Raw genomic sequence first — 26,277 nt, 5'->3', positions numbered from 1 at the left:
CGGGCACTGCCCGAGCCCGATTTCGACGCGCTGCAGGGTGAGGTCGTCGAACCCCGCACGGCGGCAGAAGAATTGGTCGCCGGGGTTTTCGCCGAGGTACTCGGACTGTCGAAAATCAGTGTGGCAGAGTCGTTTTTCGACCTCGGCGGTAACTCACTCCTCGCCACCAAGGCTGTCGCGCGAGTGAACGCGGCAGCGGGAACACGACTGGGTGTGCGCGAGCTCTTCGAGGCGCCGACGGTCGAGCGCCTGGCTGTCTTGGTCACCGACGGCGCGGGTTCGGGGTCCGACCGGCCGACACTGGTCGCACAGCCGCGTCCCGAGCGGGTTCCGATGTCGATGGCCCAGCAGAGCATGTGGCTGATGAACCGGTACGACACGACGTCGTCGGCGTACAACATCCCGCTCGCGGTCCGGCTGTCCGGCAGCCTCGACATCGGGGCGATGTCGTCGGCGGTGGCAGATGTCCTCGCGCGGCACGAGTCACTGCGGACTGTGTTCCCCGACTCCGCCGACGGGCCGTACCAGCAGGTCGTCGACGTGGACGAGGTGCCGGTCGATCTGACGCCCGTGCAGGTGCCCGAGTCCGAGCTTCACTCGGTACTCACTGCATTCGCTACCGAAGGGTTCGACGTCACGGCGGCCCCGCCGCTGCGTATCCGCCTGTTCGCGACCGGCGACACGGAGTTCCTTCTCGTCCTGGTGATCCATCACATCTGCGCAGACGGTGCCTCGTTGGCTCCGTTGGCGCGGGACGTGATGGTCGCCTACAGCGCCCGGACAGCGGGTGCGGCTCCGCTCTGGCAGCCGTTGCCGGTGCAGTACGCCGACTTCGCCCTGTGGCAGCGCGAGGTGCTCGGCGATCCCACCGACAGCAAGTCCCTCGCGGCCGAGCAGATCTCCTACTGGGAGAACGCACTGGCCGGGGTACCGGAGCTGATCGACCTCCCTCGCGATCATGCGCGGCCTGCCCGTCAGTCGATGATCGGTGATTCCGTCGACTTCGTGATCTCGCCCGAACTGCGCAGCGGGCTCGAGAAGCTCGGCAGAGACCGCGGAGCGTCACTGTTCATGGTGACCCACGCGGCGTTGACCACCTTGCTGGCACGGTTGAGTAACAGCGACGACATCACGGTCGGCACGCCCCATGCGGCGCGAACCGACCAGATGCTCGACGATCTGGTGGGCATGTTCGTCAACACGCTCGTCTTGCGGGCCCGGGTCGACGCGGGTGATTCCTTCGCAGCGCTGATCGAACGGATCCGCGACAACGACCTCGCGGCGTTCGGGCATTCCGACGTGCCGTTCGAGAAACTGGTGGAAGCGCTGCACATTCGCCGCTCCGCCTCGTATTCGCCGCTCTTCCAAGTGATGTTGGCGTTCCAGAACAACCGTCTGGAATCGCTCGAACTGCCCGGACTCACCGTACGGGTCATCGAGGACATGGCCGAGGGCGCCAAATACGACCTCACCCTGACCATGTCCGAGAAGGCCGATGACGAGGGCCGGCCGTCCGGCCTCGGCGGCCGCTTCACTTTCGCCACCGACCTCTTCGAACGGGAGAGTGTGGAGCGCATCACGCAGCGGTTCGTGCGGATCCTCGAGGCCGTCGTCGAGAACCCACTCGTCGCCGTAGGCGATATCGACATTCTCACCGAACACGAGAGAGCAAAGTTGAGCCAAGCACGACCTGCCCGCACGATGACGGTCCGCGAACTACCGCAGCTGCTGGCAGCCGCGGTGGACGTCGCGCCCGACGCCGTAGCCGTCGCACACGACGGCATGCAGGTGACGTACCGGGAATTCGATGAACGCCTCCGGTTGATGTCTGCGCCGTTGGCTGAGCGGGGAATGGCTCCGGACGCGATCGTGTCCGTCGTTCTGTCCGGTCTGGTTCCGACCATCATGATGGCTCCGCCGTCGGAGGACGGGCAGGACGGTTTCGGAGCGATCCTGGACAAGGTGATCGCCGACGCGTACCGGCTTGTCGGCGACGTGGACCTCGAAAAGTTCGCGGCCGCACCTGCCGTCGTGGAGCCTGCCCCGGCGGACGCGGTGACGGCACGGCTGGAGTCGCCCCTCGCGGCGTGGCAGGACAGCGTCGAACGCGACCCCGAAGCGATCGTGGTGGTCGCCGGGGGAGTGTCGACCACGCGCGCCGAGCTGAACAGACGCGCCAACCAGGTGGCCCGCGAGCTTGCCGAACGGGGTATCGGCGACGACGACGTCGTCGCCCTGATCCTGCCTCGTTCACTCGACTGGGTCGTCGGCATGCTCGCGGTGTGGAAGGTCGGCGCCGCCTACTCACCACTCGACCAGGCATGGCCTCTCGAACGCATCGCGGGTCTCGTCGACACCAGCGGAGCTCGCGCGGCGATCACCACGTCGTCGTGGCGCGAACTCGCACGGAAGCCGTTGGGCGATCGCGTCCTCGACACGGCCGTGGTCCTCGACGACACGGATACCATTCGAGCACTGGACTCCCGCGACGGAAGCGATCTCGCGTTCGACCCGTGGGTGGGCGACGGGGCGGGGGCCCGTCTCGCCTACGTCATCTCGACATCGGGTTCGACGGGACGGCCGAAGCCGACGATGGTGCCGATGGCGGGTGTGCTGAACACTTACCGCTGGTACCGCGACGAGATGCGCATCGCCGAGGGCACCGGTGTTCTCGTGGCGAGTTCGCCGTTGTTCGACCTGACGCAGAAGAACGTGTGGGTTCCGTTGATGTCCGGCGGCGTCGTCCATCTGGCGGCCGAGGGCTTCGACCCCGCCGACATTCTGCGGCACCTCGCGATGGCGGACGTCCGCATCGTGAACATGGCGCCCAGCGCTTTTGAATTGCTGGCCGAACTCGACGCAGACGACACGATGGCGTCGCTCGACTGCGTGGTCCTCGGCGGTGAGCAGATTCGACCGGCCGCATACGCCAAGCTGGTCGGACGAGGCGTCCGCCTCGTCAACTCCTACGGCCCGACGGAAGCGTCGGACGTCACTGCGTCCTACGAGCTCGACCTGACGACTCCGGATGCCGAGGAAACCCCGATCCCCATCGGGTCGCCGCTGCCCGGTGCCGAGTACTACGTCCTGGACAAGCGGCTGCGTCCCGTCCCGGCCGGCGTGACCGGCGAGCTGTACATCGGCGGTGTCGTGGTCGGGCGCGGTTACGGCGGAATGGCCGATGTCACCGCCTCGCGCTTCGTCGCGAATCCCCTCGGGGATGCGGGCTCGCGTCTGTACCGCACCGGCGACCTCGTGCGCGAGCGCGCCGACGGAGAGTTGATCTTCCTCGGGCGCAGTGACTTCCAGATCAAGATTCGTGGCCTCCGGGTCGAACTCGGCGAGATCGAGTCGGCTCTGACCGCGATGGACGACATCAAGCAGTCGATCGTCGTGGTCTCCGAGCGTCACGGACTGCAGCGACTCGTCGGCTATGTCACCGCCGCGGCGGGCGCCTCCGTGACGGCTCACGACGTGACCGCGCGTCTGCGTGCGCTTCTGCCGTCGCACATGGTTCCCGATGCGCTCGTCGTCGTGGACGAGATGCCGCTCAACGCGAGCGGCAAGATCGACCGCAAGGCGCTTCCCGAACCGGAATTCGCCACCGACAATGCCGAGTTCGTCGCACCCCGCACACCGCTGGAGGAGGTCGTCGCCGCGGTCTTCGGTGACGTGATCGGTGTCGACCGCGTGAGCGTCGACGCGTCGTTCTTCGATCTCGGCGGTAATTCGCTGAGCGCCACACGCGTCGCGTCCCGTCTGTCGGCGGCGACCGGCGCCACCGTGGGCATGCGAGATCTCTTCGAAGTCCCCACTGTCGCCGAACTCGCCGACTTCATCGAGCGGCAGGACGGTGATCGGGCGCCCCGACCGGCCCTGGTCGCGCAGCAGCGGCCCGAGCAACTTCCGTTGTCGCTGGCGCAGCAGCGCATGTGGTTCCTCAACCGCTTCGACCCGACCTCGCCCGCATACAACGTGCCGTTGACGGTCCGGTTCCGCGGTGATCTCGACGTCACCGCGATGGCGTCGGGTCTGTCCGACGTCGTGGCGCGCCACGAAGTCCTGCGAACCGTGTTCCCCGACTCCGATGCCGGCGCACACCAGGTCATACTTCCCGCATCGGACGTCGACCTGGGCCTCGATCCGGTCGAGGTCGCCGAGTCGGATCTGACGGCTCGCCTGTTCGAGTTCGGCTCGCAAGGGTTCGATGTCACCGACACACTCCCGATCCGCGCTCGCCTGTTCCGCATCGCCGCGGACGATCACGTCCTGGTCGTGGTGATGCACCACATCGCCTCCGACGGCGCGTCGACACTGCCGTTGGCACGCGACGTGATGGCGGCCTACGCCGCGCGTGTGTCGGGAGGGGAGCCGCAGTGGCCCGAGCTCCCGATCCAGTACGCCGACTACGCGATCTGGCAGCGCGCTCTGCTCGGATCCGAAGACGACCCGCACTCCCTTGCGGCGCAGCAGATCGACTTCTGGGCGAAGACTCTGGCGAGTCTGCCCGACGTTCTCGAGTTGCCGACCGATCGGCCCAGGCCGGCAGTGCGGTCGATGACGGGTGCCGCCGTCGATTTCACCATCGATGCGGACCTGCACCGCCGGCTGAGTGATCTTGCGCGCGAGCACAATGTCTCCTCGTTCATGGTGTTGCATGCGGCGCTGTCCGTGCTGCTGGCGCGCGTGAGTGCGGGCACCGACATTGCCATCGGCGCGGCGATTGCCGGCCGCGGCGAGGAGGCGCTTGACAACCTCGTCGGCATGTTCGTCAACACGCTGGTGTTGCGCACGCAGGTCGAGCCCGGTGCGTCGTTCACAGCTCTCCTCGAACACGTTCGGGAGCAGGACCTGGCGGCCTTCAGCCACCAGGACGTTCCGTTCGAGCAGCTGGTCGACGCCCTGAAACCGACCCGGTCCACGGCCTACACGCCGCTGTTCCAGGTGGTTCTGACGCATCAGGTCAACGGAATTCCGTCGCTCGAGTTCGAGGGACTGGAAGCCGTTCCCGGTGCGGTCGACGTCGAGTTCAGCAAATTCGACCTCACCGTCGACCTGCAGGAGCAGTGGTCCGACGCGGGCGTGGCCACCGGCATCACCGGGTCGCTCGGGTATGCGACGGAGATTTTCGACTCGAGTACGGTTCGCGGATTCGTGGATCGCTTCCTGCGAATCCTCGAGTCCGTCGCGACCGACACCGACATTGCCGTGGGAGACATCCCCATCCTCGATCCGCGGGAGGCCGCCGAGCTGGCTCCGGTCCGGGGCGTCGAGGGAGCGGCGCCGCAGACGCTCGTGGAGTTGCTCGCGGGTGCCGTGGCCGCCGACCCGGACGGTGTCGCCGTCGTCGCGGGCAGCGAATCGATCACCTACCGGGAGCTCGACGCACGCTCGAACCGCATCGCGCGGGCACTGATCGAGCGAGGGGTGGGCGCCGAGTCGTTCGTCGCCCTGGGCATCACCCGCTCGATCGCCTCCGTGGTGGGCATCTGGGCCGTTGCCAAGAGTGGCGGCGCCTACGTGCCGATCGACCCGAAGTACCCAGACGAGCGTATCGCCCACATGGTCACCGATTCCGGTGTGACGCTGGGGCTTTCCGTTGCATCCGAGCTCGACCGGCTGCCGGCCGGCGTCGACTGGCTGCTCCTCGACGGTGACGGCGCCGACACCGCTTGGGCGCAGTACTCGGCGGCACCGGTCACCGACGCGGACCGTCGTTCGTCGGTGACACCGGCGAACAGCGCGTACGTCATCTACACGTCCGGCACCACCGGGCAGCCCAAGGGTGTCGTCGTCAGCCACCGCGGTCTGGCGAACTTCGCTGCTGAACAGCGTGAGCGTTACCAGGTGACCACCGCGTCGCGGACCTTGCATTTCGCCTCGCCGAGCTTCGACGCGTCGGTGCTCGAACTGCTGCTCGCGGTCGGCGCCGGTGCCACTATGGTGATCGCCCCCACGGACGTGTACGGCGGTCCCGAGCTCGCGAAGTTCCTCCGTGAGAACCGGATCACGCACGGTTTCGTCACGCCCTCCGCCCTCGCGTCCGTCGACCCGGCGGGTCTCGACGACTTCCAGTTCGTGGTGGCCGGCGGCGAAGCGGTCCCGGCAGAACTCGCCGCGCGCTGGGCTCCCGGGCGTTCGCTGTTCAACGGCTACGGACCCACCGAGACCACGATCATGTCCAACATCAGCGACCCGATGTCCGCTGACGGTCCGGTGACGATCGGCGGCCCGATCCGGGGAACCAGTGCGCTCGTGCTCGATGATCGTCTGCGCCCTGTTCCGGTGGGTATCGCAGGTGAGCTCTATCTGTCGGGGCTCGGGCTGGCTCGCGGATACCACCGGCGTACGCCGCTGACCGCCGAACGTTTCGTCGCCAACCCCTACGGTGCACCCGGCGACCGGATGTACCGCACCGGCGACGTCGTCCGATGGAAGCGGGACGAACACGGTGTCCTGACGGCCGACTACGTCGGCAGGTCGGACCAGCAGGTGAAGGTTCGCGGCTTCCGGATCGAACTGGGTGAAATCGATGCCGTCCTCGCGCGACACGAGTCGGTCGAGTTCGTCACCACGTCTGCGTTGACCACCTCTTCCGGCGACGCCGCCCTGGTGTCCTACGTGCTGCCCACGGCGGGACGAACTGTGGACCAGGCAGAACTGATGGACTTCGCGGGTGAGTTCCTGCCGTCGTTCATGGTTCCGGCCACTGTCATCGCTCTCGAATCCGTGCCCCTGACCCCTGTGGGCAAGCTCGATCGGCGGGCGTTGCCGGTTCCCGAAACGTTCGCCGTCACACGCGAATACCGCGCTCCGCAGTCACACATCGAGCAGACGGTGGCCGCTGTGTTCGCCGAGGTTCTCGGTGTCGAGCGAGTGGGGCTCGACGACGCCTTCTTCGAACTCGGCGGCAACTCGCTCATCGCTACCCGCGTCGTGTCCCGGATCAACACGGCCCTCGATACGGACATCGGTGTACGCGAACTCTTCGAGGCTCCCACCGTCGGCGCTCTCGCGTCGCGGGTGGATGCGCGTGGCACCGGCATCGCCGCCCGCCCTGCTCTGGCACCGCGTCCGCGTCCCGACCGCATCCCGCTGTCGCTCGCGCAACAGCGGATGTGGTTCGCCAACCGCTACGATCCGTCCTCCCCGTCGTACAACATCCCGATGGCACTGCGCCTGTCGGGTGCTCTCGACGTCACAGCGCTGCAGTCCGCTCTCGCCGACGTGCTCGAACGCCACGAATCTCTGCGTACCCAGTTCCCGAGTTCCCCTGAAGGGCCGCACCAGGTCATCCGGCCGGCCGTCGAGGTGGATCTGAACCTCGAGGTGACGCACGTCGCCGACGAGTCGGAACTCCGCGATCGTCTGTTGGCCGTCGCCACCACCGGGTTCGACGTCACCAAGTCCGTGCCGGTCCGCGCAGCGCTCTTCCGGGTGGGGGAGGCGGACTCCACCGAGCACGTTCTCCTCATCGTCATCCACCACATTTCCGCGGACGGCGGCTCGATCGCGCCACTGGCGCGTGACCTGTTCACGGCGTACAGCGCGCGGGTCGAGGGCTCCGCTCCGGCATGGGCGCCCCTCGCGGTGCAGTTCGCCGACTTCGCCCTGTGGCAGCGGGAGGTGCTCGGTTCGGAGGAAGATCCGGCGTCGCCGGCTGCCCGGCAGCTGGACTACTGGGTGAGCACGCTCGCCGATGCGCCTGAACTCCTCGAGCTACCTCTCGATCGCCAGCGCACGCCCAACCGGGTTCCGCAGTCTGCGCGAGTCGAGTTCGAGTTCGGTCCTGACCTGAAAGCCGCCCTCGCGGAGGTCGCGCAGGCGCACCAGGCCTCCGTGTTCATGGTGGTACACGCGGCGTTCGCCGTACTGCTGGCGCGAATGAGCGGTACCGAGGACATCGTGGTCGGTACGCCCGTCGCCGGCCGCGGCGACGCCGCCCTGGACGATCTGGTCGGCATGTTCGTGAACACGCTGGTGCTGCGGACAGAGGTCTCTCAGTCGGCGACCTTCGCCGATGTGCTCGACAGCGTGCGCAACACGGATCTGGGTGCTTTCGGAAACACCGACATTCCCTTCGAAAGGCTCGTCGAGGCACTCGCCCCGGCGCGGTCGAACACCTACGCACCGCTCGTTCAGGTGACGCTGACCTTCCAGAACAACGAAGCGGCCAAGCTCGAGCTGCCCGGTCTGACGGTGACGGCACTCGACAACGAGGCCAACCTGGCAAAGTTCGATCTGACCCTCGCCGTCGACGAGCAGGGCGCCGACGCGGACGGTCCGACGAAGGCGATGTTCAGCTACGCGACGGACATCTTCGACGAAGCGACGATCGAGGGCTACCGGTCTCGGTTCCTGGCGATCCTCGATGCGGTCGTGGCGGACAGTTCGGTGATCGTGGGTGACATCGACATCCTGTCGGCCGCAGAACATGCGGAGCTCGGTGGCACTTCCAGCGACACGGTGGAGTCGCTGGGGTCGCACAGTGTCGCGGAGGAGCTCGCGACGCGGCCGCTGCCGGAGTTGCTCGATGCGGCAGCATCGATCAATCCTCACGGTATTGCGTTGTCTCACAACGGTAACGATGTGACCTACCGGCAATGGCACGAGAAGTCCGGTGAGCTGGCGCGGACGCTAGCGAGCGTCGGTGTCGGACCGGAGGCTGCTGTGACGGTGGCCTTGTCGACCTTGCTGCCGGGTCTGCTCGACGGAGCATCCGGTGAGGGTTTCGCGGATCAGTTCGCCGGCATGCTCGCCGGGGTGATCGCCGAAGCCACGTCTGCGTCGGATCGCCGCGCCGGTGCGCTTCCCGTCGACCTCGTGGAGTGCTGGTCGGAGCAGGTCCGGGCAAATCCGGACGCCCTTGCGTTGAAGGGGAACGGCCACGCTCTCTCCCGCCGGGAATTGAACGCCCGGGCCAATCAGCTGGCCCGTGAGCTGGCGTCCCGCGGTGTCCGTCCCGACGACGTGGTCGCCCTGGTGGTTCCCCGCTCGATCGAGTGGATCATCGGCATGCTCGCAACGTGGAAAGCGGGCGCCGCCTACGCACCGATCGATCCGGCCTACCCCGCGGAACGTATCGGCGCCATGCTCCACGACTGTGGTGCTCGTGCCGTTGTCGCCACGACGGCGTGGGCAGGCGCCGACGACGTCGAGGCCGACGTTCTCGTACTCGACGACCCCACCGTGGCGTCGGAGTTGGCGGCACACGATGACTCCGACCCCGTCAATTACTGGACCGAGGACGGATCCGGCGCTCGCCTGGCCTACGTCATCTCCACATCCGGTTCGACCGGTAGGCCCAAACCCGCGCTGGTGCCGATGGCCGGATTCTGCAACATGATGGTGTGGTTCCGCGGCCAACTCGCGCTCGAGCAGGGCGACGGCGTCCTGGTCTCCTCGGCACCCGGATTCGACCTGACGCAGAAGACGGTGTGGGGAACGCTGTCATCGGGTGGAGCGATCCACCTTGCGGTCGAGGGTTTCGAACCCCAGTCGATTCTCCGTCAGATCGACGAGAACGAGTTGACGGTGGTCAACATGGCGCCCGGAGCCTTCGAGATCGTCGCAGAGCTCGAGCAGAACGAGGAACTTCGTAGCGTCCGCACCATTGCGCTCGGCGGTGAGGCGGTCAAGGCTGCGCCGCTGAAGAAGTTCCTCGACCGAGGAGTCCGCTGCCACAACAGCTACGGGCCTACCGAAGCGTCCGACATCGTCACGTCCTACGTCATCACACCCGAAGATGCGGTGTCCGATCAATTGCGGCTGCCCATCGGCCCCGCGCTCGACAACGTGGCGCTGTACGTTCTGGACGGCCGGCTGCGCCGGGTTCCCGACGGTATGACGGGTGAGCTCTATGTCGGTGGTATCGCGGTCGGCCGCGGCTACGGCAACATGTTCGGGATCACCTCCACGCGATTCATCGCGGACCCGTTCGGCGCTCCCGGCACCCGGATGTACCGCACAGGCGACCTGGTGCGGCGCCGAAGCGACAAGAACTACGACTTCCTGGGCAGGACCGACTTCCAGGTCAAGATCCGTGGCCTGCGCATCGAACTCGGCGAGATCGAGTTCGCTCTGCTGGCGCACCCCGATGTGTCTCAGACAGTCGTCGTCGTCCGGGACACCCCGCAGGGACAGCGGCTGGTCGCCTACGCCGTGCCGGCCGCCGGGGATATCGATTCGCGGGAGGTCTTGTCCTCGCTCGCGAAGACCCTTCCCGCGCACATGGTTCCCGATGTTCTCGTAGTCCTCGAATCCATGCCGCTGAACAACAACGGCAAAGTGGATCGTAAGCGGCTGCCTGAACCGCACTTCGACTCCGACGACCACGAGTACGTCGCTCCCCGTACTCCGCTCGAAGAGATCGTGGCCGGCGTCTTCGCCGACGTTCTCGGTATCGAACGGGCCGGCGCCACCGATTCGTTCTTCGACCTCGGTGGAAACTCCCTCAGTGCCACCCGGGTGGTAGCGCGTCTCGAAGAGGCCCTCGGCACCGAGTTGACTGTCCGCTCGGTCTTCGAGAACCCGACGGTCGAGGGCGTGGCGGCCGTTGCCGAGCACTCGGCCGACGCCGACCGCGAGCGCCTGCCGTTGACCGCGGGGCCGCGGCCGGAACGAATCCCTCTGTCACTGGCGCAGTCTCGGATGTGGTTCATCAACCAGTTCGACACCGAGTCGGCGGCGTACAACCTGCCGATGGCGGTGCGTCTGCGGGGACACCTCGACATCGATGCGCTGGGTGCGGCTCTCACCGACGTGGTGGAGCGTCACGAGTCGCTGCGCACCCTGTTCCCCGAGTCGCCCGATGGTCCGTATCAGGTGATACTTCCGACCGCGGAGGCCGTGGAGCCGTTGACCGTCGAGCCGACCACGGACGAGGCCGACGCCTACCGCCGAGCGCGTGCGCTCGCGAACACAGGTTTCGACGTCAGTCTCTCGATGCCGTTCCGGGTCGGTCTCCTCCGGATGAGTGAAGACGAGCACATTCTGGTGCTCGTCGTCCACCACATTGCCGCGGACGGCGCCTCGATGGCACCGCTGTTCCGGGACATGATGCAGGCGTATGTGGCCCGCGCCGGCGGTGACGCACCGGGCTGGGAACCACTGCCCGTGCAGTACGCGGATTTCGCGCTGTGGCAGCGTGAGGTGCTCGGCGACGAATCCGACGCGGAGTCGATCGCGTCGCGCCAGGTCGACTACTGGCGTCACGCACTTGCCGACCTTCCCGAGTCGCTCGAACTTCCCACCGACCGCCCGCGTCCGCCCGTGCAGTCGCTGCGCGGGGCGACGTTCGACTTCGACATCGACCCGGACACGCATCGCGCACTGGCGGCGCTCGCCCGCCGGCACAACGCGAGCATGTTCATGGTCGTGCATGCCGCGTTCGCCGTACTGCTCGAGCGGCTCAGCTCGAATACCGATCTCGCCATCGGCACGCCTGTCGCGGGCCGCGGTGTGCGTGAGATCGACGAGATGGTCGGCATGTTCGTCAATACCCTCGTCCTGCGTAGTTCGGTGAATCCGGAGTTGCGGTTCCTGGAGCTGCTGGCGCAGGTTCGGGAGACGGACCTCGAAGCATTCGCACACGGAGACATTCCGTTCGAGCGGCTCGTCGACGTGCTGAACGTCCCCCGTTCCACGGCCCACCAACCGCTCTTCCAGGTTGCCTTGGCGTTCAACAACACCGGTAGCTCGACCCTCGAGTTCCCCGGCCTCGAGGTCTCGGTCCTGGAGACCCCGCTGGATGTCGCGAAATTCGATCTGCAGCTCAGTGTGGGTGAGCGCTACGTCGACGGGGGAGCGGCAGGCATCGTCGCGTCGTTCAACTACGCGACCGATCTGTTCGACGAGCGGACGGTGCAGAGGTTCGCCGATCGGTTCGTCCGGATTCTCGGAGCGGTGGCGACCGAGCCGGACGTGATTCTCGGCGACATCGACATTCTCGACGCGGCCGAGAAGGCTGCCATCGCACCTGTGCGCGGTCCCCGGTCACTCGAACCGCGGACACTGCCCGAACTGCTGCGTTCGGGCGTGGACCTCGCACCGGATTCGGTGGCGCTGTCCTTCGAGGGCCGCGAGCTCACCTACCGCGAACTCGACGAGCAGTCGAACCGGCTGGCGCGCGTGCTGATCGATCGGGGAGTGGGGCCGGAGAACTACGTGGCGCTCGCCATCACCCGTTCCGTGGAATCGATCCTGGGGATCTGGTCGATCGCAAAGGCGGGTGGCGCCTACCTGCCCGTCGACCCGAAGCTTCCGTTCGAGCGCATCAACGAGATGTTGTCCGATTCGGGTGCTGTCCTGGGTCTCACGGTCGATCGTCATCGAGACGACCTGCCGGACACGGTGTCCTGGATGGTCCTCGATGCTCCCGAGTTCGCCGACCAGACGCGTACGGTGTCGGCGGCTCCGGTGCGCGACGCCGATCGTCGCCGTCAGCTGACCGTCGATCATCCGGCGTACCTGATCTACACGTCCGGCTCGACGGGCAAACCGAAGGGCGTCGTGGTCACCCACCGCGGTCTGGCGAACCTCACCAGCGAGGTTCGTGAGCACTACGTCGTGTCGCCGAGTTCGCGTTTCCTGCATGTGGCGTCGCCGAGCTTCGACACCTCGGTCGGTGAGATGCTCGCAGCGTTCAGTGCCGGTGCCACTCTGGTGATTTCACCCGCGGACGTGTACGGCGGCGACGAGCTCGCCGACCTGATCCGCCGTGAGCAGGTCAACAACGTCGTGATGACGCCGACCGCACTGATGACCGTCGATCCCGAGGGGCTCGACTCCGTGCGGTCCGTCGTGGTCGGCGGCGACACGTGCACACCGGAACTGGTTGCCCGATGGGCGCCCGGCCGCGAGATGCGCAACGCCTACGGGCCGACCGAGACCACGGTGATCGTCACGATCACCGAACCGATGGTGGCCGGGGAACGGGTGACGATCGGTAAGCCGCTGCGCGGTGTCGAATCACTCATCCTGGACTCCCGGCTGCGCCCGGTGCCCGAAGGCGTTCCCGGCGAGCTCTACATCTGTGGACCGTCGGTGACCCGCGGATACCACAACCGTCCGGCGGTCACGTCGGAGCGGTTCGTGGCCAACCCGTTCGGCGAGCCCGGATCGCGTATGTACCGCACCGGAGACGTGGTGCGGTGGGCGGACGACCACCGCGTGGAGTACGTCGGCCGGTCCGACTTCCAGGTGAAGGTTCGTGGGTTCCGCGTCGAGCTCGGTGAGATCGACGCCGCACTGGCAGCCCAGCCGGACATCGAGTTCGCCGTGACCGTGGGCCGTGAGAACCCCGCGGGCCTGACGACCCTCGTGTCCTACGTCCTGCCGGTCGATGGTGCGACGGTGGATGCGGAATCGCTGAAGACGGTTGTCGGCGAGACCCTTCCGCCGTACATGGTGCCGTCGGTGGTGATCCTGCTCGATGAGATCCCGTTGACCGGAATCGGCAAGCTGGACCGCGCGCGCCTGCCCGAGCCGGAGTTCGTCTCCTCGAGTGCAGAGTTCCGCGCACCGTCGACACCGGCCGAGGAGACCGTCGCCACTATCTTCTGCGAGGTCCTCGGTCTGTCCGCGGTGAGCGTGGACGACAGTTTCTTCGACCTCGGCGGCAACTCGCTCAGCGCCACTCGCGTCGTGTCCCGGGTGGGGCAGGCGTTCGGGCTCCGGGTGGGCGTCCGGGAGTTGTTCGAGGCGCCGACCGTGGCCTCGCTCGCCGTCCGCATCTCGGCCACTGCCACCAGCGACGAGGTTCGACCCGTCCTCGGGCCACGGAAGCGACCGGATCACATTCCCCTCTCCCTCGCGCAGTCGCGAATGTGGTTCATCAACCGCTTCGATCCCGAGTCGGCGGCCTACAACATCCCGTTGGCGGTCCGGTTGACGGGCGCCCTCGACGTGGAGGCGCTGCGGGCCGCGGTGTTCGACGTGCTCGAACGGCACGAATCGCTCCGGACCACCTACCCGGATTCCGCGGACGGACCCCACCAGGTCATCGTCCCCGCCGAGCAGGTACCGGTCGATCTCGCGCCGGTTGCCGTGACGGGCGACGAACTTCGCTCCCGCCTGGTGGAGATGGCCACCGCGGGATTCGATGTGACCGCCGACGTGCCCCCGATCCGGATGCGGTTGTTCGAGACGGCCCCTCAGGACTACGTGCTCGCGCTCATCGTGCACCACGTGTCCACCGACGGCGAGTCGACGGCACCGTTCGTGCGCGACGTCATGGTGGCGTACGCGTCCCGTGCAGCGGGACGGGAGCCGGGCTTCGGTCCGCTTCCCGTGCAGTACGCCGACTATGCGATCTGGCAGCGTGAACTGCTGGGCAGCGAAGACGATCCGCAGAGTCTCATCTCGGCACAGCTCGACTTCTGGAAGAAGGCGCTGGCCGGTGTGCCGGACCTTCTCGAGCTTCCGCTCGACCGCCCGCGTCCGCCCGTGCAGTCGCTGCGCGGAGCGCGGGTCGATTTCACGATCGACGCGGCGCTGCACCGAGGCCTGGCGGCACTCGCCCGAGGGCACAACGCCAGTGTGTTCATGGCCGTCCACGCGGCCTTCGCGGTGCTCCTGAGCAGGCTGTCGGGCACCGGGGACATCTCGGTCGGAACGCCGATCGCCGGCCGCGGTGAGCGTGAACTCGACGACATCGTCGGCATGTTCGTCAATACCCTCGCCCTGCGCGTGCAGGTGGACGACGGGCAGAGTTTCGACGAGATCCTCGACCGTGCACGTGAAGCGGACCTCGAGGCGTTCTCGCACGCCGACGTGCCGTTCGAGCGGCTGGTCGAGGTGCTCAATCCGGCACGATCGATGGCCCATCACCCGATCTTCCAGGTGGGCTACTCGTTCCAGAACACGACGAAGTCCGACCTGCAGCTACCCGACCTGACCGTCGCACCGCTCGACATGGAAGGCGACACAGCTCAGTTCGATCTGCACCTCGTCCTCGGGGACAGCCCCGAGGGCGAGGAGATGTCCGGTGTGTTCACCTACGCCACCGACCTGTTCGACGCGGTGACCGTGCAGGGCTTCGCGGATCGGTTCCTGCGGGTGCTCTCGGCTGCCGTCGCGTCACCGCAGGTCGCCGTCGGCGATCTGCCGTTGATCGGGGACGACGAGCGCGCCCAGGTGGTGTCGGGGTGGAACGCCACGGGACGGGCACTGCCCGAGACGACACTCGCCGATATGTTCACCGTCGCGGCCGTCAGGGATCCGGACGCCACCGCGGTCGTGTTCGAGGACGAGTCGCTGACCTATGGCGAATTCGCTGCACGGGTCTACCGGTTCGCGCGCCACCTCATCGATCTGGGTGTGGGACCGGAAACCGTGGTGGGCCTTGCCCTTCCGCGGTCGGTGGAACTGCTGGTCGGCATGTATGCCATTGCGCAGGCCGGCGGCGTGTACCTGCCGATCGATCCGGATCATCCCGTCGAGCGGACGGCGTACGTGCTCGGCAGCGCGCAACCCGTGTGTGTGCTGACTCTCCGGAGCGTCGTCGCGTCGCTGCCGACGGGTGTCGATGTCGTCGTCCTCGACGAGCTCGACCTCACCGGGGCGGCGGACACGTCGATCACCGATGCCGATCGCCGGGCACCGTTGCGGTCGACCCATGCGGCCTATGTGATCTACACGTCCGGCTCGACCGGCCGGCCCAAGGGCGTGACCATCACGCACGGTGCCATCGCGAACCAATTGCGATGGAAGCAGGACGAGTACCCCCTGACCGCCGACGATGCGGTGCTGCTGAAGACGGCGGCCACCTTCGACCTCTCCGTGTGGGAGTTCTGGTGGGCGCTGACCTCGGGGGCACGGCTCGTCGTCGCCAAGCCGGACGGTCACCGAGATCCGTCGTACCTCGCCGGACTCGTTGCCGAGCAGCAGGTCACGAACGTGCACTTCGTTCCGTCGCTGCTCGCGGCTTTCGTCTCGGTGGCGGAGTCTGCCCAGCTCGCGTCGTTGCGACGGGTTCTCTGCATCGGTGAGGCTCTCCCGGCCGACACCGTGCAGCGCCTGCGGGACGTCAGCGGTGCCGAAATCTTCAACCTGTACGGCCCGACCGAAGCGGCGGTCAGCGTCACGCACTACCGGTGCGGTGTCGAACGGGGCGGTTCCGTCCCGATCGGGCGGCCCGAGTGGAACACGCAGACGTACGTTCTCGACACCCGGCTGCACCCCGTGCCTGCCGGCGTGACAGGTGAGCTCTATCTGGCGGGTGACCAGCTGGCTCGCGGCTACTTCGGTCGCCACGACCTCACCGCGGAACGGTTCGTGGCCAACCCCTTCGGGCCTTCGGGTGCCCGAATGTACCGGACCGGTGACCTGGTGCGGTGGAATCGGGACGGCAACCTCGACTATGTGGGCCGCTGCGACTTCCAGGTGAAGGTCCGTGGATTCCGCATCGAGCTCGGCGAGATCGAGCGTGCGCTTCTCGCGCACCCCGCGGTGGCTCAGGCAGTCGTCGTCGTGCACAGCGATCGCCACACCGGTGACCGGCTGGTCGGTTACGTCGTGCCGGAGTCCGGAGATGCACTCGACATCGCGGACGTGCTCGGATCCGTCGGCCGCTCGGTGCCGGGATACATGGTTCCGGCGGCACTCGTGACGCTCGACCGGTTGCCCCTCAACATCAACGGCAAGATCGACCGCAAGGCGCTGCCCGAGCCCGAGTTCGCAGGGGTTTCGGACCAGTACAAGGCGCCGCGGACCCCGGTCGAGGAGATCGTCGCAGGAGTGTTCGCGGACGTGCTCGGCCACGAGCGTGTCAGTGTCGATTCCAGCTTCTTCGACCTGGGTGGCAACTCGCTCGTGGCCACCCGTGTGGTGGCCCGGGTGAACGCCGCACTCGATTCCTCGATCGGTGTGCGTGAGCTGTTCGAGGCGCCCAGCGTGATCGCCCTGTCCGCACGGGTCGAGCAATCCGATTCGGCGGGCGTTGGCCGGCCCGCGTTGGTCCCGCAACCGCGTCCGGCGTGGATCCCGTTGTCCCCGGCGCAGTCTCGGATGTGGTTCATCAACCAGTTCGACACCGCATCGGCGGCCTACAACATCCCGCTCGCGATTCGGTTGACCGGTGAACTCGACGTCCGGGCGCTCGAACAGGCCCTCGGGGACGTCGTCGAACGGCACGAGACGCTGCGCACCCGCTACCCGGACACGGGAGAGGGTCCCGGGCAGGTCGTCGTGTCCCGCGCCGAGGCGTTCACGGAACTCGAAGTCCAGAGCGTCGCCGACGAGGACGGTCTGCGGAACCACGTGATCGCCCTCGTCACCGCCGGATTCGATGTCGCGAAGGCAGTACCCGTCCGGGCCCGCCTCCTGCGGCTCGACTCCGAGCATCACGTGCTGGTGATCGTCGTCCACCACATCTCCGCGGACGGTTCCTCGACGGCGCCGCTGGCGCGTGACGTCGTGGTCGCCTACAGCGCCCGGGCCGCCGGATCCGAACCCAACTGGGCCCCGCTCGACGTCCAGTACGCCGATTTCGCGTTGTGGCAGCATGAACTGCTCGGCGACGAGAACGCCCCGGATTCGCTGGCCGCGAAGCAGATCGACTACTGGCGCGAGACCCTGGCCGGGTTGCCGGACGTGCTGCCGCTGCCGACGGACCGACCCCGGCCCCCGGCCCAGTCGATGCGAGGCGCCAACTTCGAGTTCGAGATCGATGCGGAACTCCGTCGACGCCTCGGCGTGCTTGCCCGCGAGCACAATGCGTCGCTGTTCATGGTGGCGCACGCCGCGTTGTCAGTCCTGTTGGCCCGGCTCAGCGCCACGCAGGACATCGCCATCGGCACCGCGATAGAAGGACGCGGTGAGGCAGCTCTCGACGACCTCGTCGGCATGTTCGTCAATACCCTGGTGCTGCGCTCGCAGGTGGATGTCGACGACCGATTCGCCGATCTGCTGGCGCAGGTCCGCCAGCACGACCTCGGCGCGTTCACGCACACCGATGTGCCGTTCGAGCGTCTGGTGGAGATTCTGCAGCCGGAGCGGTCGACCGCCTTCTCGCCGCTGTTCCAGGTTGCGCTGGCCTTCCAGAACATTGAGCAGGCCCACCTCGAACTTCCGGGGCTGACCGTCGAGGGTCTCGACGGGGGAGTCAGCGCGGCCAAGTTCGACCTTCAGTTGACCCTCGCGGACGCTGCCGGAGAGCCCACGGACACCGGTGGCTCCGCGCCGATGCGCGCAGTGTTCACCTATGCCACCGACCTGTTCGACGAACGCACCATCGCCGCGTTCGCGTTCCGGTTCCGCCGCATCCTCGAGGCGATCACCCGCGACGCCTCGGTGGTCATCGGTGACATCGACGTCCTGAACAGCGACGAGCAGCGGGTCCTCGCGCCCGTGCGCGGTGCAGCATCGGTTCCGCCGCAGACGTTGGCCCGCATCCTCGCCGCCGCGGCGGAGGCGGACCCCGAGGCCGTGGCGGTCGTGTGCGGGAACCAGCAGGTCACGTATCGCGAACTCGACGAGCGCTCGAACCGTCTGGCCCGGGTATTGATCGGCCGCGGAATCGGTTCGGACGATTTCGTGGCTCTCGCACTCACCCGATCGGTGGAGTCGATCCTCTCGATCTGGGCGGTCGCGAAGACGGGTGCCGCCTTCGTGCCCGTCGACCCGAGCTACCCGTACGACCGCATTCTGCACATGGTCACCGATTCCCGCGTGGAGATCGGCCTGACCACGGCGGCGCACAGCGCCGACCTGCCGGACACGGTGCGGTGGCTTGTCCTGGGCGACGAAGACATGGACAGTGCGTGCGCCCACGTCTCGTCCGGGGCCGTCACCGACGACACCCGAATCCGTCCTACGCGGGTGGACGACGCCGCATATGTCATCTACACCTCGGGCTCGACCGGTCTGCCGAAGGGCGTCGTCGTCACCCACACCGGGCTGGCGAACGTCACGCGGGAACAGGTCGAACGGCTGGGGCTCACGCCGCAGTCGAGGGTCCTGCACTTCGCGTCGCCGAGCTTCGACGCGTCCGTGTTCGAATTGCTTCTGGCCGTTGCGGCCTCGTCGACGATGGTCATCGCCTCCGGAGTCGTGTACGGCGGCGAGGAATTGGCTCGACTGCTCAGGGAGCAGGAGGTCAGCCACGCCTTCATCACCCCGGCGGCGCTGACGACGGTGGATCCCGCCGGCCTGGGTGGCATCGAGGTTCTGTCGGTGGCCGGTGAGGCCTGCCCGCCCGAGCTGATGCAGAGGTGGGCGCCCGGCCGGCGCATGTACAACCTGTACGGCCCCTCCGAAGCGACGATCTGGAGCACGTCGAGCTCCCCGATGAGGGCCGATCGGCCCGTCACCATCGGCGGTCCGACGCGCGGTGTCGACGTGGTCGTGCTCGACTCCCGGCTCAGCCCCGTCCCGGTCGGTGTCGCGGGTGAGCTCTACGTGGCGGGGCCGAGCGTGGCACGCGGCTACCACAACCGATTCGCCCTCACTGCAGAGCGTTTCGTCGCCAACCCGTTCGGTGGTTCGGGGGAGCGGCTGTACCGCACGGGCGACGTCGTCCGCTGGGTCTACGCCGACGACGAAGGACCGGAAGGACAGGGCGAGCTCGTCCTCGACTACGTCGGTCGATCCGATTTCCAGGTGAAGGTCCGCGGATTCCGTATCGAGCTCGGCGAGATCGATGCCGAACTCGGAAGGCATCCGAGCGTGGACTTCGCGGTCACTCTCGGCCATCATCGCGAGCAGACCGGTCAGACCGTCCTCGTCTCCTACGTGATGCCTGCCCCGGGCGCGTCGATCAACGTCGCCGAGTTGTCCGCGTTCGTGTCCGAGACACTGCCGGGCTACATGGTGCCCTCGTCGATCATGCCGATCGACTCGGTGCCGCTGACACCCGCAGGAAAGTTGGACCGCAAGGCACTACCGGAACCCCGGTTCGTGTCGGTCGCCACCGAGTTCCGCGCGCCGTCGACGCCGATGGAGAAGGCCATCGCCGACGTCTTCGCGCAGGTCCTCGGTGTCGAGAGGGTCAGCGTCGACGATTCGTTCTTCGCCCTCGGCGGCGACAGCATCGTGTCGATCCAGCTGACCACGCGGGCCAAGAACGCCGGTGTCCTGTTCTCGGCGCGAGACGTGTTCGAGCGCAAGACTGTTGCCGAACTCGCCGACGTCGCCGCCTGGGCCACCGACGTCGAGTCGGTGACCCTCGAGGAACTGCCCGGCGGCGGAGTCGGTTCGATACCCCTCACGCCGATCGCGCACTGGCTGACCGAAAGCGCGGGCCGATTCGACAGGTTCTCGCAGGCCGTTCTGCTGACCACACCCGCAGGCGTGACCCGGGAGCAGCTGGTGGAGACCGTGGACGCGATCCTGAGTCACCACGACATCCTCCGCTCCCGGTTGACCCGCTCGGGGAACGAGTGGGTGTTCGACACACTGCCCGTCGGCGCGGCTCTCGGCGCCGATGAGCTGTTCGAACGCGTCGAGTTCACCGACAAGCCGGGGACCGAGGCATTCGAGCGGCTGGGGCGTGCGGCACTCGACCGCGCCGCGAGCCGACTCGATCCCGCATCGGGGCGGATGACGGAATTCGTCTGGTTCGCTCCCGCCGAGTCGCTGCCCGGACAGAGCGGACGACTGCTGGTGCTGGCGCACCACCTCGTCGTCGACGGTGTGTCGTGGCGAGTGTTGTTGCCCGACTTCGCCACCGCAGGATCACAGATCGCGCGAGGGGAGAAGCCGCAGCTCGAGCCGGTAGGTTCGTCGGTGCGGGCGTGGGCGCACGGGTTGGTGGAGGAAGCGAAGTCTCCGCACCGTGTGGCCGAACTCGACTTCTGGCGGACCATGCTCGACGGCACCGATCCGCTGCTGGGCAAGCGGGCCTTCGACCGGGAGCGGGATGTGATCGCCCGGACGCACAGTCTGAGCATGACCTTCTCCACACCGGTGACGCAGGCGTTGCTGACCTCGATCCCGCAGTCCGTGAACGGCGGCGTCAACGACGGCCTTCTCGCGGCGCTCGCGCTCGCTGTCGCGCAGTGGCGCCGGAACAAAACCGGAGTCGACGACGCACCGGGCGGCCAGTCGGTGCTCATCAATCTCGAGGGCCACGGCCGTGAAGAATCCGTTGTCCCGGGTGCCGACCTGTCGCGGACCGTGGGCTGGTTCACCAGCCTGTTCCCCGTGCGCCTCGATGTTTCACGTGCCGACCTGGCCGAGGCGTTCGACGGTGGACGGTCTGCGGGTGCGGCGCTGAAGGCCGTCAAGGAACAGCTGCTGGCGGTCCCGGACCGCGGCATGGGCTTCGGCTTGCTGCGCTACCTGAACGAGGAGACCGCCCCGGCGCTGGCAGCGCTGCCGACGCCGCAGATCGGCTTCAACTATCTCGGTCGCGCGGGTTCGGTCGACCTCCCGGAGGAGATCCGGGACCTCGGCTGGGTCCCCGACAGCGACTCGGGCGAGTTCGGCGGCGCAATGGACGACGAGATGGTGGCGCCTGCTGTGCTCAGCATCAACGCCGTCACCGCCGAATCGGCGTCGGGTCCCCAACTCGAGGCGAAGATCGCGTTCGCCGAGGAGATCCTCGACGAATCCGACGTCTGGGAGCTGGCCGAACTCTGGCACTCGGCGGCGGCCGCGTTGGCCGAGCACGCGTCACGGCCCGACGGCGGCGGCCTGACCCCGTCGGACGTCCCGCTCGTCACCGTGACCCAGCATGATCTCGAGATCCTGGAACAGCGCTACCCGGAGGCCTCCGACGTGTGGCCGCTGGCACCGCTGCAGTCGGGCATGTTCTTCCACTCGGTGCTCGCCGAGGACGCAGTCGACGTCTACACCGCACAGGTGGTGCTCGGCCTCGCAGGCACCGTCGATGCGGCCCGACTGCGGGCTGCCGCCGAGGCGCTCATCGCGCGTCACGCGAACCTCCGTACCGCCTTCGTCACCGACGATGCCGGGGAAGCGGTGCAGGTGGTCGTCGATTCCGTGGAACTGCCCTGGGAAGAGATCGACCTGTCCGGACTGTCCGAGGCGGCACGTGAAGAACGGATGAGCACCCTTCTGGGTGAGCACCGCTCGGCTCGCTTCGACATGGCGCGACCCCCGTTGATGCGATTCCTGCTGATTCGCACGGGGCCGGATACCTGCAGCTTCTCCATCAGCAACCACCACATCCTGCTCGACGGATGGTCGATGCCGTTGTTGATGAAGGACTTGTTGGTGTTGTACGCCACCCGGGGAGACGGCTCGGTGTTGCCGCGGGTACGCGGCTACCGGGACTTCCTCAGCTGGCTGTCCGCGCGTGACACGCACGCCTCACGCACTGCGTGGGCGCACGCACTTGCCGGGCTGGACGGTCCCACCGTGCTCGCCGCCGCACCCAGCGGTCCGGTACGCCCCGAGCCCGCCGAGTTCGCGGTACGTCTCGGCGCGGCGGTCAGCGAGAACCTGGCGCGCGTCGCCAGGGATCGTGGCCTGACGATGAACACCATCGTCCAGGCAGCGTGGGGTCTGCTCCTGTCCCGGATGACGGCGTCCGACGACGTCGTCTTCGGTGCCACGGTGTCGGGTCGTCCGCCGGAGGTCAACGGCATCGAATCGATGGTGGGTCTGTTCATCAACACGATCCCGATCCGCGTGCGCATCGATCCCCGCGAGTCGCTCCTCGGGCTTCTCGAGCGTCTACAGGCCGAACAGTCGGCTTTGCTCGAGCATCACCACATCGGGCTGCCCGAGATCCAGCAGATCGCCGGAATCGGCGGACTGTTCGACACGTTGACGGTGTTCGAGTCGTACCCGATCGATCGGGCCGGTCTCACCGAGTCCAGCGACATCGACGGGTTGCGGGTTACCGGTGCGCAGATCAGCGACGCCTCGCATTACCCGCTGAGCCTCCTGGCGCAGTCGGACGCCGAGGTCCAGCTGGTACTGAAGTACCTCCCGGACGTGTTCGGGGAAGACACTGTCGAGCGGATCGGGGCACGCCTGGACCGCATCCTGCACACCATCGCTGCCGGCGGTGCCACGCTGGTCGGCGATCTCGACCTGCTGGCCGCGGAGGAACGCGACCTCGTCCTGTCCCGGTGGAACGACACCGCGCACGCCGTCTCCGCCCAGTCGGTGACCTCGATGTTCCGTGCTCAGGTGGCGCGAACCCCGGATGCGACCGCCGTGGTCGCCGGGCAGGATCGACTGAGCTACGCGCAGTTCGACGCGCGGGTGAACCGGCTGGCCCGTCACCTGATCGCGCTGGGCGTGGGACCGGACTCGGTGGTCGGCATCGCGATGCGACGCTCCCTCGACATGGTGATCAGCCTGTACGCCGTGCACGCGGCGGGTGGTGCATACGTGCCGATCGACCCGGAGCATCCGGCCGACCGGACCACCTACGTGGTGGACAGTGCTGCCCCGACGTGTGTGCTGAGCGTTGCCGACGACATCGCCAATCTCGACGTCGACGTGCCCGTGTATCTGGTGGAGGACTTCGACCTCTCCGGCTACGCCGACACTGCAGTCGAGGATGCCGAGCGGCTCGGTGAACTCCACCCGGAAAATCTGGCGTACGCGCTGTACACGTCCGGTTCGACGGGACGCCCCAAGGGTGTGGTGATTCCGCATTCGGCGCTGGCCAACCAGCTCGAGTGGATGCGGGACGAGTACGGCATCGGTGCCGAGGACGTGATCCTGCAGAAGACCCCCTTCACGTTCGACGCCTCGGTGTGGGAGCTGTTCTTGCCGTTGGTGGTCGGCGGCACCCTCGTCGTCGCCTCCCCGGACGGTCACCGCGACACCGAGTACATGGCGAAGACGGTGGGCGCGGAGTCGGTGACCGTGGTCCAGTTCGTTCCGTCGGTCCTGACGATGTTCCTCGACGCGGCCACCGCCGACCTGTGCGGTTCGCTGCGGCTGGTCTTCGCCGGCGGTGAACCACTTCCGCAGTCGGCGGCGGATCGGCTCGCACGGATTGGTTCCGCCGAGCTGGTCAACCTGTACGGACCGACCGAGGTCACAATCAACTCGGCGGCTCAGGTCGTGGACCGTTCGCGCACCGGGACCATCGCGCCGATCGGTGGCCCGGTCTGGAACACCCGGGCCTACGTGCTCGACGCCCACCTGACGCCGTCGCCGATCGGTGTCCCCGGTGAGCTGTACCTCGACGGGGCCCAGTTGGCGCGCGGATACATCAACAGCGCTGCGCTGAGCGCCGAACGATTCGTCGCCGACCCCTTCGGCGTCGACGGCGCACGGATGTACCGCACCGGTGACCTCGTGCGGTGGAACGAGAGCGGTGAACTCGAGTTCGTCGGCCGTACCGACTTCCAGGTGAAGGTCCGCGGCCTGCGTATCGAACTCGGTGAGGTGGAGGAGGCCTTCGTCCGCCACACCGAGGTGGCGCAGGCGGCTGTGATCGTGCGGGACAGTGAGGTCGGCGCACGGCTCGTGGCGTACGTCGTCCCGAAGCCGGGTTCGGCTGTCGACTCGGCTGCACTCACCGGGTTCGTCGCAGAATCGTTGCCCGACTACATGCTGCCGGACGCCGTGATGGTTCTGGCCGAACTGCCGCTGGGTACCAGCGGCAAGCTCGACCGGCGTGCCCTACCGGTGCCCGACTTCGCCTCGGCCGCCCAGTTCCGGGCGCCGCGCACCGACAGTGAACGCGCGCTGGCGTCGATCTTCGCGGAACTTCTCGGGCGGGACCGCGTGGGTGTCGACGACTCGTTCTTCGAGCTCGGTGGCGACAGCATCGTCTCCATTCAGCTGGTAGCGCGGGCACGGTCGGCCGGTATCCACTTCACCGCACGCGACGTGTTCGAACGGCGCACCGTCGCCGAGCTGGCGGCGGTCGCCGATTCGGGGGAGTCCGCGGCCGCGGCGTTGCAGGAATACGAGGGTGGCGGTGTCGGCACGGTGCCGCTCACCCCGGTCGCCCGGAAGATGGTCGAGCGCGGCGGGGATTTCGACCGCTTCGTGATGCCGCTGATGGTGACGCTTCCTGCCGGCATCGGACGTGACCAGCTGATCGCGACACTCTCGGCGGTGGTGGACAAGCACGACGCTCTCCGCGCCACGCTGGTGTCGGAGTCGTCGGAGCCTGCCCTCGAGATCGCACCCGCCGGCAGCGTCGACCTCGACGGTGCCGTGGAGCGTGTCGCCGTCACCGCCGAACCCGGTTCCCCGGAGTTCGACGAGGTGGCGAGTGCCGCCTTCGCGCAGGCGCTCGACCGGCTCGACCCCAGAACAGGTTCGATGCTCCAGTTCGTGTGGTTCGACCCGGCCGATTCGAGCCGGGCGGGCCGACTGCTGGTGGTGCCCCATCACCTCGTGATCGACTCGGTCTCGTGGCGCATTCTGGTCCCGGACCTTGCAACGGCCGGTGCCCAGATCGCAGCGGGGCAGACGCCGTCGCTGGAACCGGTGGGAACGTCCCTGCGGCGGTGGACGGACGGACTCCTCGAGGCAGCCGCGAGTCCGGAGCGGGTGGCCGAACTGGCCGTGTGGGAGCGGATGCTCACCGGCCCGGACCCCGTGCTGGGGTCACGGGAACTGGATCTTCGGTCCGACCTCGTCAGCAATCTCGAGCGCACCCGGGTCGATGTGCCGGCCCCCGTCACCGAGGCCTTGCTCGGGACGGCTCCCGGCGCACTCGACGCGGAAATCGGTGACGTGCTCGCCGCAGCCCTCGCACTCGCGGTGGCCGCCTGGCGGCAGGGCCGTGGGATCGACGAGCCGTCGGCGGTAGTCACTCTCGAGGGCCATGGTCGCGAAGAATCAGTGGTTCCCGGTGCAGATTTGTCCCGTACGGTCGGCTGGTTCACCACGATGTATCCGGCTCGACTCGATCTCGCAGGGGTCGATATCGGTGAGGCGATCGAGGGTGGCCCGAGTGCGGCAGCAGCGGTACAGGCGGTACGGAATCAGCTCGGTGCGGTACCTGACAAGGGGATCGGCTACGGGTTGCTGCGTTACCTGAACCCGGAGACCGCCGCGGTCATGAGCAATTGGCCGGAACCGCAAATCGTGTTCAACTACATCGGCCGCGTCAATGCTGCGGAAATTCCCGAGGCGGCGCAGGGCCTGGACTGGCTGCCCGATTTCGAGACCTCGGTGACGGGTGGACAGGTGAACAGTGAGATGCCAGCCCAGGCGGTGCTCGACATCCAGTCGGTGATCACCGATACCGCGGATGGTCGGCAGTTGACGGCGTTCATGTCGTTCCCCCCGGGAATTCTGACGGCCTCCGAGGTGGACGACTTCGGGCAGTGCTGGGTAGCGGCACTGACCGGCTTGGTGGCACAGGCGCGGTCCCGAGTCGGACGCTGA

The 26,277-nt window shown here is 67.4% G+C and carries 1 protein-coding gene (running past one end of the window); it reads left to right on the top strand.

Features of this window, described 5'->3' with window-relative positions; translation table 11 throughout:
- On the top strand, window positions 1-26,277 hold the 3' portion of the coding sequence (locus CBI38_RS20365; RefSeq protein ID WP_230989897.1) for a non-ribosomal peptide synthase/polyketide synthase. Its footprint begins 7,500 nt before the window's first position; the window shows 26,277 of its 33,777 coding nt (coding positions 7,501-33,777); the start codon falls outside the window, past its left edge; it ends in the stop codon at window positions 26,275-26,277.

Source organism: Rhodococcus oxybenzonivorans, from assembly GCF_003130705.1.
Lineage (GTDB): Bacteria > Actinomycetota > Actinomycetes > Mycobacteriales > Mycobacteriaceae > Rhodococcus_F > Rhodococcus_F oxybenzonivorans.
Note: the sequence above shows the minus strand (reverse complement) of the source record. Positions and strands in the feature narration are given on the sequence as shown.